This is a genomic window from Streptomyces sp. NPDC048603, assembly GCF_043199475.1.
Lineage (GTDB): Bacteria > Actinomycetota > Actinomycetes > Streptomycetales > Streptomycetaceae > Streptomyces.
The window spans coordinates 37,793-48,910 of record NZ_JBICVY010000028.1 but is presented as its reverse complement, the minus strand read 5'-3'; the positions used below and the strand labels follow the sequence as shown (position 1 = coordinate 48,910).

The following is an 11,118-nucleotide window of genomic DNA, read 5'->3' as shown; positions in this document are numbered from 1 at the left end:
CGGTGCGGTGCGGCACGCCTGCCCACACGGCGGTGCGGTGCGGCACGCCTGCCCACACGGCGGTGCGGTGCGGCACGCCTGCCCACACGGCGGTGGGAACGGCCGCCCGGCCGCAACGGCCGGCACCCGCACAGGTGGCGGCGTGCGGCCGCCCCGCCGGCCACGGCCGGGGGAAACGGCTGTGGAAGGCGGCGGAGGCTACGGGACCGCCGGGCCCGACAGGTACTTGCCGTCGCGGTCGTAGGGCCAGGCGTTGGCCTTGCACCCCTGCAACCCCTTGAGCTGCTGCATCATCGCGGGGGCCGGTTTCCCCGCCCCCGGGCAGGTCTCGTGCCCCCGGCCTATCTCGTGGCCGACCTCGTGGTTGATGATCAGCGCCCGGTACTCGGAGACCGGCCCGTCGAAGTTCGGCGAACCCTGCTGCCACCGCTTGAGGTTGACCACCACGGTGTGCCCGGCACGGCAGTTGGTCTCGCCGACCAGCTCGGGGGTGGTCACCTCGCACAGCCGGTCCGTGGTCTGCGGTGTGGCGATCCGTACCGTGAAGTCCACACCCCCCTGCGCGGTGAGCTGGAAGCCGTACCGGTCGTCGCGGATCCAGCCCCGCTCGTCGGCGAGGACCGCGTCCACCTCGCGGGCCGCCTGGTCGGCGTCCACTCCGGAGCCGTCCTCGACCTCCACCCGGTAGCGCCGGGCGGGGCCCTTGCCGTGCTTGCCGGCGGAGACCTTGGCGGCGGTGAAGGTGCCCGGCCCGGAGCGCGGCACGTCGCCCCGCGAGGCCCGGCTCGGCCCGGCGGCGGGCGTGGACGGGGATGCCGCCGGCGGGGACGCGGCGGACCGCGTCGGGGAGGGCGCGGCCGGTGCCGGGCGGAGGGCCGCCTGCGTCCCGCCCTTCCCGCCCTTCCCGTCCGGCGGGTCCTGCTGGAGCAGGGCCACCGCGACCCCGGCGGCGCCGGCCGCGCAGACCAGCCCGAGGACCGTACGGCGGAGCCGTCTGCGGCGCTCGGCGCGGGCTTGGGACCGGCGGGTGGAACGGCGTCCACCGCCGCGTGTGGTTGTCGTTTCGCGCATACATTCGCCGTCCGGAACCGGTCCGCTCGGCCTTCCCCCTGGATCGTCGGTGCGGGTGCGGAACTGATGCACTATTCGTCTTCGTAGATGCGCGAGGAGGGGGTCGAGGTTTCACCGGGGCCTGAAGTTCTCCTTCCGGGCCGCCTGCCAGAATGGACCGGGCACCACCGACGCACCCGAACCGAGACGAGCGAGGCCGAACGCCAGTGACCCGCGCACACCTGGACAAGCAGCCGCACGAAGTCGCCTCGATGTTCGACGACGTGGCGGCGAACTACGACCTCACCAACGACGTCCTCTCGCTCGGGCAGGCCCGCCTGTGGCGGAAGGAGGTCGCCCGCGCGGTCGACGCACGCCCCGCGCAGAAGGTGCTGGACCTGGCCGCCGGCACGGCCACCAGCTCCCTCCCGTTCGCGGCCACCGGCGCGTATGTCGTCCCGTGCGACTTCTCCCTCGGCATGCTCCGCGAGGGCAAGCGCAAGCACCCGTGGCTGCCGCTGACCGCCGGTGACGCGACGAGGCTGCCGTTCCGCGACGACACCTTCGACTCCGTCACCATCTCCTTCGGGCTGCGCAACGTCCAGGACACCGAGGCCGCGCTGGGCGAGCTCTACCGGGTGACCAAGCCCGGCGGCAAGGTGGTCATCTGCGAGTTCTCGCAGCCCGTCTGGGGGCCGTTCCGGACCGTCTACACCGAGTACCTGATGCGCGCCCTGCCGCCGGTGGCCCGCGCCGTGTCCTCCAACCCGGACGCGTACGTCTACCTCGCCGAGTCCATCCGCGCCTGGCCCGACCAGGACGGGCTGGCGGGGCTGCTGCAGAAGGCCGGCTGGGGCCGGGTGGCCTGGCGGAACCTCAGCGGCGGCATCGTCGCCCTGCACCGGGGCTTCAAGGACGCCGAGGGTCGCGAGGACGCGTAGTGGACTACCAGGCGCTGCTGGAGCGGATCGCCGGCGAGGTCGCCCCGCTCGTCGGCAGCGGCACCCCCGCCGGGTACATCCCGGCGCTGGCGTCGGTGGACCCCGGGCGGTTCGGCATGGCCGTCGCCGACCTCGACGGCCGGGTGTACGGGGTGGGGGACTGGAAGGTCCCGTTCTCCGCGCAGTCCATCACCAAGGTGTTCGCCCTCGCCCTCGCGCTCGCCGAGGGCGGCGACAACCTGTGGGAGCGGGTCGGCCGGGAGCCGTCCGGCAACCCCTTCAACTCGCTGGTGCAGCTGGAGTACGAGAACGGCATCCCGCGCAACCCGTTCATCAACGCGGGCGCGCTGGTGGTCACCGACCGGCTGCAGACCCTCACCGGCGACGCGAGCAGCGAGGTGCTGGAGTTCCTGCGGCAGGAGAGCCAGAACCCGGACCTCGGGTTCGACTCCGAGGTCGCGGCCTCCGAGCAGTCGCACGGCGACCGGAACGCCGCCGTCGCCCACTTCATGGCGTCCTACGGGAACATCGACAATCCGGTTCCGGCCCTGCTGGAGCACTACTTCTGGCAGTGCTCGATCGAGACCAGCTGCGCCGACCTCGCCCTGGCCTCCCGCTTCCTGGCCCGGCACGGCCTGCGCGCCGACGGCTCCCGGCTGCTGACCCGCAGCGAGGCCAAGCAGATCAACGCCGTGATGATGACCTGCGGGACGTACGACGCGGCCGGCGAGTTCGCCTACCGCGTCGGACTGCCCGGCAAGAGCGGGGTGGGCGGCGGCATCGTGGCCTTGGTGCCGGGCCGCTGCACGCTCGCCGTGTGGAGCCCGGGGCTGGACGCGCAGGGCAACAGCGTGGCGGGCGTGGCGGCGCTGGACCGGTTCACGACCCTGACGGGGCTGTCCGTCTTCTGACCCGGGCAGCGGGCTTCTGACCCTGGCCCGCGGCCTTCTGCCCCGGGCCGCGGCCCGGTCCGAGCTCCGGCCCGTCTCCCGCCCGGCCGCCGGGTCAGGCGCCGCTGAGCGCCAGCGCGTACCGGCGCCCGTGGCGGGTGCCGCCCGGCAGCGGAAACGTCTCTTCCAGGGTCATGCCGAGGCGTTCGGCCACCGCGATCGAGCGCTCGTTGGCCTCGTCGATCATCGCCACGACCCGCGGCAGCCCGGCCTGCCGTACCCGGTCCACGGTGGCCAGCGCGGCGGCGTACGCGTACCCCTTGCCCCAGTGCTCGCGTCCGAGCCGCCAGCCGATCTCTATCTCGCCGACCGGCCCCCACTCCTTCTCCGCCGGCCACGGCTGCGCCCCGGTGAAGCCGACCACCTCGCCGTCCGAGTCGAGCAGCGTCCACAGGCAGTAGCCCAGCCGCGCGTCGTGCAGCCGCTGGCGGGCGGTGAACTCCTCGTACGCCGAGAGTTCGGCGGGACCGCCCAGGAACTCCATGACGTCCGGGTCGTCGAAGACCCGGTGCCAGGCGTGGGCGTCCTCGTCGGTCGGCACGCGCAGCTGGACGGCGGGGAGCGGCTTGGTCATCGTGCGGCCCTTCTCGGTGGTGATCACGGTTCGCTGCATAGACTGCCCATGTCCCGTGCCTTCGGCACGCAGAAATTTCGAGCCCCCTCGGGAGATCCCGCAGTGACCGAGCCCCTGTCCGAACACACCGCGGATGTGATCGTCGTCGGGGCAGGTCCCGCCGGCTCCACCACCGCCTACTACCTCGCGAAGTCGGGCCTCGACGTCCTGCTGCTGGAGAAGACGGCGTTCCCGCGCGAGAAGGTGTGCGGTGACGGTCTGACGCCGCGCGCCACCAAGCAGCTGGTCGCCATGGGGATCGACATCTCCGAAGAGGCCGGCTGGCTGCGCAACAAGGGTCTGCGCATCATCGGCGGCGGGCAGCGGCTCCAGCTGGACTGGCCCGAGCTGGCCTCGTTCCCCGACTACGGACTCGTGCGCAAGCGCGACGACTTCGACGAGACGCTGGCCCGGCAGGCGCAGAAGGCGGGCGCCCGGCTGTACGAGCGCTGCAACGTCGGCGAGCCTATCCGCGACCCGCGCACCGGGCACATCACGGGCGTGCAGGCCAAGCTCGGCGAGGAGAAGACCCCCGTCACCTTCCACGCCCCGCTGGTGGTCGCCGCCGACGGCAACTCCTCCCGGCTGTCGCTGGCCATGGGCCTGCACCGGCGCGAGGACCGGCCGATGGGCGTGGCCGTCCGCACGTACTTCACCTCGCCCCGGCACGACGACGACTACCTGGAGTCCTGGCTGGAGCTGTGGGACCGGCGCGGCCCGCAGGACCGGCTGCTGCCCGGCTACGGCTGGATCTTCGGCATGGGCGACGGCACCTCCAACGTCGGCCTCGGCATCCTCAACTCCTCGTCCGCCTTCCGGGAGCTGGACTGGCGCGAGGTGCTCAAGGCCTGGTGCGCGTCCATGCCGGAGGACTGGGGCTACACCCCGGAGAACATGACCCAGCCGATCCGCGGCGCGGCCCTGCCGATGGCCTTCAACCGGCAGCCGCACTACACCAAGGGCCTGCTGCTGGTCGGTGACGCGGGCGGCCTGGTCAACCCGTTCAACGGCGAGGGCATCGCCTATGCGATGGAGTCCGGGAAGATCGCGGCCGACGTGGTCGTGCAGGCGCACGCCCGCGCGACCCCGGCGCAGCGGGAGCTGGCGCTGCACAGCTACCCCAAGGTCCTCAAGGAGACCTACGGCGGCTACTACTCCCTCGGCCGTGCCTTCGTGAAGCTGATCGGCAACCCGAAGGTCATGAAGGTCGCCACGCAGCGCGGTCTGACCCACCCGGTGCTGATGCGGTTCACGCTGAAGATGCTGGCGAACCTGACCGACCCGGCGGGCGGCGACGCGATGGACCGGATCATCAACGGCCTCTCGAAGGTCGCGCCGCGCGCCTGACCCGGCACCGGCCGGCAGGCCACTGGCATATGTGCGCCCGAGGCGGTGAACCGCCTCGGGCCGCATACCTGTTGCCCTTTTCGTACCCCTCTTGGCAGACTCGCGCCGATCACTTTCGATCTTCGTTTCGTCAGTTCTTCACGGGGGGTACACACAGTGGAATTCCGCATGCCCGCACGCGCCGCCGTACGCACGGCCGCTGCGCTCGCCGTCACCGCTCTCGCGGTTCCGCTCGCCGCCGCCGGCACCGCTCAGGCCGCCGTCATGCCGACGGCCGAGTTCATGTGGGCCGGGGACTCGGGCGACGGCCAGACCGACCGACAGGTCTGGTACGGGCCGGTGTTCGAGGACAAGATCGACGTCACCGCCTCCGCCGACCACCGCACCCTGCGCGTCACCATCACCCGTCCCGGCGACTCCTGGACCATGGACCTGGCCGCGCCGGCCGGCCAGACCCTGGCGCCGGGCTCGTACGCGAACGCGGTGAAGACGCCGGAGATGCCGGACGTCGTCCTCGACCAGCCCAGCATGTTCGTCAACGGCTACTCCGGCGGCTGTTCCACCCTCACGGGCGGATTCAGCATCAAGGAGCTGGAGTTCGGAGAGGGGACGGCGGTCAAGAAGATCGACCTCTCCTACACGCAGGACTGCGACGACCGCGACGAGCTCAGGGGCTACCTGACGGCCACGAACGTGGCCCCGCCGAAGCCGGTCGGCCTGACCATGACGGTCAACGCCAACGGCACGCTGTCCAAGGCCGGAAAGGCCACCGTGAAGGGGACGCTCACCTGCACCAAGCCGGTGAAGGTCGACGTGGGCGGCTCGGCGAGGCAGGAGCAGCCCAAGGTGGTCATGGGCTACATCCGCACCCAGGTGAACTGTGTCCCGGGCAAGACCTTCACCTGGACCTCGCCGGTCACGGTGCACACCCCCGAGACGGACACGCCGTTCATCAAGTCCGAGCGGCTCGCGGTCTTCGGCTGGGTCTCCACCACCGACCCGGACACCAAGCAGTACGTCTCGGTCAGCGCCGACAAGTGGGTGAACCTCCGCTGACGCAACCGGGTGCCCTCTGACGGGGCCCGGCCGGGTGACCGGCCGGGCCCCGTCGGCATCTTCACTTGGTGTTGTCGTGCTTCTTGGCCTCGGGGCTTCGGCAGTTCTCCAGCGCGTCGGTGCGCTTCGTCTTCAGTTCGGCCGTCTGCTCGGGAGTCATCGGTACGACACCGGTGCTCGGGTCCGGGTCGGGCGCCCAGGTCAGCCCCTGCCGGCGCAGGCATTCCACCCAGCGCTTTTCCTCGGCGAGTTGCCCGGCGCTGATCGGCTCCGCGGGCGGCAGCAGCGGCTCACATGTCTTTTCGGCCGCGGACATCTTGTCCAGCGGATCGGTTTTGGCCAGTCTCGGCGCCCCGTTGTCCGTGTATTCCAGGGTGAGGCCCTGCTCCTTGAGGCAGTCGTAGTACTTGATTTCGGCCGTAGTCGGCGGAGGGCTGTCGCCGGCCGCCGGCTGCGCCTTCCCGGAGCATCCGGTCAGAGCCACGGCCGCCGCGAGAAGGGCCGGGAGGAGTAGCTGCTTGCGCTTCAAGAAGGTCCCCAAAGAAGAAGTGAATTCCGCACCGGTCAGGGAGCGGATCAGCGGCGGAGTGCCTCAGCCGGCTCGATCCGGGCCGCCCGCCAGGCCGGGTAGAGGCCGGCCAGCAGGCCGGTGACCATTCCCGCCAGCGGCGCGCCCGCGACCGTGGCGGGGTGCAGCACCGGGGTCCAGTCCCGGACCACCGCCACCCCGACCACCGTCAGCTCGCCGAGGGAGGTCCCCACCAGCCCGCCGAGCGCACCCAGCGTGGCGGACTCGGTGAGGAACTGGGCGGAGATGTGGCGTCCGCGCGCCCCCAGCGCCCGGCGCAGCCCGATCTCCCCGGTCCGCTCCAGGACCGCGACCAGTGTGGTGTTGGCGATGCCGACCGCACCGATCACCAGGCAGATCCCGGCGAGCAGCAGGAACAGCGCGCTCAGGTCGGAGGTGACGCTCGCCCGCAGCATCCGCGGATCCGGCGGCGGCACGGCCTTCAGGTACTCGGGGTGGTCGGGGCGCAGCGCCACCGGCGCCAGCTCGGCCACCTGGCGGGCCGCCCCGAGCTCGGTGGCGATCAGCATCCGTGCCTCGGTCGGGCCGGGCGGCCCCCACAGTCCCTCGGCGGTGGCCTTCGGGACCAGCACGGACATCAGGTGCTCCGGCTGTCGGCGTACGTCCTCGATGATCCCGGCCACGGTGAACGCCTGGTCGCCGATGAACACGGCCGGCCGGGTGGACAGGGAGCCGATGCCCAGGCGGTCGGCGAGTCCGCCGCCGATCACCACGACCCGTTGGCGGCTCTGCTCGGCGTAGGCGTCGTACAGCCGGCCCTCCCGAAGGGTCGGGACCATCGCGGCGATGGCGCCCGGAGAGGCGGCGAAGACGGTCGATCCGTTACCGGCGGCCTGTCCGGCGGACGCGGCGCCGGTCTTGGGCGGCACCGTGCCGACGGTGGCGGCCGAGGTTGTGCGGACCTGCCACAGGACGCCGGCGTGCTCGATTCCGGCCACGGCCTGTAGCCGCTTCTCCGGGTCGGCGGGGAAACCGGATCCGGCGAACTCGTTCTGCTGCCCGGCCACGTCCTCGATGGTCACTTCCGTGGCGCTCAGAACGTTGAACCTGCCGTCGATCTGCGCCGAGATGGTGCCCGTCAGGCCGAGCACGGCCACGAAACTGCCCACGCCCAGCACCGTGCCGAGCGCGGTGAGCGCGGCGCGGCCGGGGCGGCGCAGCATGCCGGCCACGGCCTCGGAGAGGGCGTCGCGCAGGCCGAGCCGGGTCACCGGCACGGCTCCGGCCCAGCGCGCGGCGACCGGGCCGGGGCCACGGCTGCGGTTGATCACGACGCCTCCTGGAGGACGCCGTCCCGGACGGTCACGGTCCGCCGGCCACGCGCCGCCACCTCGGTGTCGTGCGTGATGACCAGTACGGTCATCCCCGTCGCGTGAAGTTCCTCCAGCAGCGTGAGCACCGAGGCCGCGTTGGCGCTGTCGAGGTTGCCGGTCGGCTCGTCGCAGAGCAGCAGGGACGGGCGGCCGACCAGGGCGCGGGCGATCGCCACGCGCTGCCGTTCGCCGCCGGACAGCCGGCCCGGCACCGCGTCGGCGCGGTGACCGAGCCCGACCTGTTCCAGAGCGGTACGGGCCCGGCGGAGGCGCTCGGTGCGCGGGACCTGGGTGTAGAGCATGGCGAGGGTGACGTTCTCCAGGGCGCTGCGGTGCGGCAGCAGGTGGAAGGACTGGAACACGAAGCCGATCCGGTGTCCACGCAGCGCGGTGCGGTCGCGGTCGGCGAGGGCGCCGGTGTCGATGCCGTCGAGCAGGTAGCGCCCGCCGGTGGGGGAGTCGAGCAGTCCGGCGACGTTGAGGAAGGTGGACTTCCCGGAGCCGGACGGCCCCACCACGGTGATGAACTCGCCGCGGTGGACGGTCAGGTCGCACGGCTTGAGGGCGTCGACCGGCGGCGGCCCGGGATAGCGGAGGCCGACCTGTTCGAAGCGGATGACCGGCACGGCGTCGGCGTCCGCGCCGGCGTTGCCGGACGCGGCCGGTGGGGCTTGCGTGCCGCTCGCCCCGCGCCACCGCCGGATCAACGTCCGCCTCCCGGGTTCTCCCCGGCGGCCCCGATGACCACCTTGGCGCCCGGGGCGAGGGCGTCCGCCTGAGCGGCGGTGACGGCCACGTACCCGTCACCGCTGGTGGCGGTACGAACCTCGACCCGCTGCTGGGAACCGTCCGCACGCAGCACGGTGACCACGGTCTTGCCGTCGGCGCCCGCGGACACGGCCGTGACCGGAACCACCAGCGCTTCCCCGTCGGTGGCCGCGGACTCGATGGTCAGCCGTACGTCCTGCCCGGTGAAGGAAGCGGGGAGCGCCTGGTCGGGCCGGACCAGCATCCGGTACCCCACTCTCTCCGCGGGGCCTGCGGCTCCGCCCGAGGAGGAGTCCTGTCCGTCCCCGCCGCCCTTGCCGTCGCCGGAGCCGCCCGGCGCGCCGCCAGACCCCTGCTGCCCGGTGGACCGCTCGGTGGCGACGAGGGACACCTTGGCGCGGACGTCCTGGCCGGCCGTCTCGGAGGAGATCAGCGCCGGCATCCCGGCGCGCAGCAGCTGCTTCTTGTCCTCGGGCAGGTACGCCTCGACGACGAGGTCCCCGGACGACAGGGTGAGGACCGGGCCGGACACCGCGGCCCCCAGCCGGGCGCCGACCGAGCTGACCCGGGCCGGGAACGAGCCGATGAACACCGTCTCCGCCGCCGGCAGCGTCGGCCCGTCGGCGGCCTCGGCGGCGGCCAGTGCCGCGCGTGCGTCGGTGAGTTGCTGCCGGGCGCGGGCCAGTTCCCGTCCGCCGTCCGGCGATGTCGGAGCAGTGCCTCCGGACCCCTTCTCCGGGGTGGCTCCGCCCTTGCCGCCCGTGCCGGGCTTGGCGGCGTCCTCGACGGCCCACTCGGCGGACCGTACGGCCTCCCGGGCCTGCTTGAGGCCGGCCCCGCCGTCGGGGACGGCGGGCAGCGGCTCGTACCCGATCGCCCGGTAGCGGGCGGTGAGCGCCGATTTCGTCCCGGGTCCGAAGGTGCCCTTGGGGTCGCGGCCGGTGCCGTGCCCGAGCTCGCGCAGCGCCTGCTGGAGCTGGGCCACGTCGTCGCCCGTGGCGCCCGGTTTCAGGTCGCGGTAGAGCGGCAGCCCGCCCTTGAGGGCGAACACGGGCCGCCCGGACACCTCCGCCAGCAGCTGACCGGCCTTGACCTCGTCGCCCGCCTTCAGCGGCAGCTTGGTCACCACGGCCGTGCCCGAGCCATCCCCTCCCCCGCTGCTCTGCGGGGACACGGCGACGGTCTGGCCGGCGATGACGGTCCCCCGCATGACCACGGTCTCGGCCAGCACCCGGCGTTCGACGGTGGCCGTCAGGGCCTGCTGAGCGGGCGGCCGGCTCTCCGCCGCGACCTGCGCGGGCGACTTCACCACGAAGGTGGCGAGCAGACCGCCCACGGCCATCAGCCCTGCCCCGGCCACCACGCCGGCGACGACGCGCCGCCCGCGGGTGAGCGTTCCTCCGCTCTGATCCTTCTCCGCCACTAGCCCTTGCCCTGCCGGCATTTCGCGAGCGCGTCCACGTGCTTGGTCTTGAGCTCGCCGACCTGGTCGTTGCTCAGCGTGTCGTACTCGCCGGACATCGGATCGGGGTCCGGGAACCAGGAGATTCCCTCGGCCCGCATACACGCGGAGTGTTTCCGGGCATCGGAAATTTCCTTGGCGGTGGCGCGCCGCTCGGGCGGCTTGGGCAGCAGCGAGGCGCATGCCCGTTCCGCCGCCGAGATTTTCTCCGCGGGGGCCGTTTTATCCAAACGCGGGCTTCCCCCTTCGGAGGTTTCTACCTTCAACCCCTGTTTCTCCAGGCAGTCGTAGTAAGCGATTTCCTCGGCGGACGGTGGAGGGCTGTCCTTGGCGGACGGCTCTTTCTCCCCGCTGCAGGCCGTGACCGGCAGGAGAAGGGCCACCAGCAGAGTGCCGAGATATTTGCGCATTGCAGCCATTCGAGCGAGAGGAGGGAGTGAGTCTCCGGATGCTATTCAGGTGCCTTATGGAGCGTCAAGTTCCATTTATTTGGCGCAAGTTACCGGTCCGGAATGTGGAACCGCCTTTACTTTCGGGCGGATCTGATTCTTAGATTCAGCCCGACCGGAAAGATCATTACTGGAGGGGAACATTCCGTGAACAGCAAACTTCGTGGCCGTGTGGCCGCCGTGGTCGTACCGGCCATGGCCGGCGCCGCTCTTCTCGCCGCCGGTGGTACCGCGGCGGCGTACGGCAAGGACGGGTACCTGGAGAACCAGGAGTTCGGCCTGTACTACCTCACCGACCGCAGCGGCTGCGTGTTCGACATCGTCAGGGAGGACTACAACTTCAACGACGACAAGTTCACGGGCCCGGCCGGCTGCCACGGCCGTACCGACTGGACGAACGACAACACCGAGTCCTACTGGAACCGGCACTGGCTCACCTGGAAGGTGGCGACGGACGCGGGCATCGACGGCAACGTCGGCACGATCCCGGAGGCCTACTGGGGCAACGCGTCCTCGACCTTCAAGAACAAGATCAGCTCCGCCGACTACATCCTCGGCACCTGATGGCGAGGCAGGGCCG

12 protein-coding genes are annotated in these 11,118 nt (G+C 71.9%); 5 read left to right on the top strand and 7 right to left on the bottom strand.

Translation table 11 applies throughout. The features are described 5' to 3' along the window. Positions 1-198: 198 nt before the first annotated feature. On the bottom strand, positions 199-1,071 hold the full coding sequence (locus ACGFQ9_RS38325) for a DUF3152 domain-containing protein (protein WP_393580530.1): 873 nt from the start codon (positions 1,069-1,071) through the stop codon (positions 199-201). A gap of 206 nt (positions 1,072-1,277) precedes the next feature. Here ACGFQ9_RS38325 and ACGFQ9_RS38320 point away from each other — a divergent pair, with 206 nt between their 5' ends. After that, a complete protein-coding gene (locus ACGFQ9_RS38320) occupies positions 1,278-1,991 on the top strand; it encodes a demethylmenaquinone methyltransferase (RefSeq protein WP_393580529.1) in 714 nt (237 codons plus the stop codon). Next, a complete protein-coding gene (locus tag ACGFQ9_RS38315; protein WP_393580527.1) occupies positions 1,991-2,902 on the top strand; it encodes a glutaminase in 912 nt (303 codons plus the stop codon). Before ACGFQ9_RS38320 ends, ACGFQ9_RS38315 begins: the two co-directional genes overlap by 1 nt. Positions 2,903-2,996: 94 nt before the next feature. Here ACGFQ9_RS38315 and ACGFQ9_RS38310 read toward each other — a convergent pair whose 3' ends face one another. After that, complete coding sequence (locus ACGFQ9_RS38310; RefSeq protein WP_393580537.1) at positions 2,997-3,515, bottom strand: GNAT family N-acetyltransferase; 519 nt, start codon at positions 3,513-3,515, stop codon at positions 2,997-2,999. A gap of 102 nt (positions 3,516-3,617) precedes the next feature. Between ACGFQ9_RS38310 and ACGFQ9_RS38305 the strand changes: the two genes are divergently transcribed. Beyond that, positions 3,618-4,901, top strand: coding sequence for a geranylgeranyl reductase family protein (locus tag ACGFQ9_RS38305; protein WP_393580525.1), 1,284 nt, complete (start codon positions 3,618-3,620; stop codon positions 4,899-4,901). 168 nt (positions 4,902-5,069) lie between these two features. Beyond that, positions 5,070-5,957, top strand: coding sequence for a hypothetical protein (locus ACGFQ9_RS38300; RefSeq protein WP_393580524.1), 888 nt, complete (start codon positions 5,070-5,072; stop codon positions 5,955-5,957). A gap of 61 nt (positions 5,958-6,018) precedes the next feature. Here ACGFQ9_RS38300 and ACGFQ9_RS38295 read toward each other — a convergent pair whose 3' ends face one another. From ACGFQ9_RS38295 to ACGFQ9_RS38275, 5 genes are all read right to left on the bottom strand, one after another. Then, positions 6,019-6,498, bottom strand: coding sequence for a hypothetical protein (locus tag ACGFQ9_RS38295; RefSeq protein WP_393580523.1), 480 nt, complete (start codon positions 6,496-6,498; stop codon positions 6,019-6,021). Between the two features lie 35 nt (positions 6,499-6,533). Then, complete coding sequence (locus tag ACGFQ9_RS38290) at positions 6,534-7,814, bottom strand: ABC transporter permease (protein ID WP_393580535.1); 1,281 nt, start codon at positions 7,812-7,814, stop codon at positions 6,534-6,536. Further along, positions 7,814-8,485 (bottom strand): ABC transporter ATP-binding protein, encoded by a 672-nt coding sequence (locus tag ACGFQ9_RS38285; protein WP_393580534.1) that lies wholly within the window; start codon positions 8,483-8,485, stop codon positions 7,814-7,816. Before ACGFQ9_RS38285 ends, ACGFQ9_RS38290 begins: the two co-directional genes overlap by 1 nt. A 77-nt stretch (positions 8,486-8,562) precedes the next feature. Further along, entirely contained in the window at positions 8,563-10,050 is a 1,488-nt protein-coding gene (locus tag ACGFQ9_RS38280; RefSeq protein WP_393580521.1) for a peptidoglycan-binding protein, read from the bottom strand. Next, a complete protein-coding gene (locus tag ACGFQ9_RS38275) occupies positions 10,050-10,499 on the bottom strand; it encodes a hypothetical protein (RefSeq protein WP_393580520.1) in 450 nt (149 codons plus the stop codon). The genes ACGFQ9_RS38280 and ACGFQ9_RS38275 overlap by 1 nt, the downstream gene beginning before the upstream one ends. Positions 10,500-10,685: 186 nt before the next feature. Between ACGFQ9_RS38275 and ACGFQ9_RS38270 the strand changes: the two genes are divergently transcribed. Then, positions 10,686-11,102 (top strand): hypothetical protein, encoded by a 417-nt coding sequence (locus ACGFQ9_RS38270; protein WP_393580518.1) that lies wholly within the window; start codon positions 10,686-10,688, stop codon positions 11,100-11,102. Positions 11,103-11,118 lie beyond the last annotated feature (16 nt).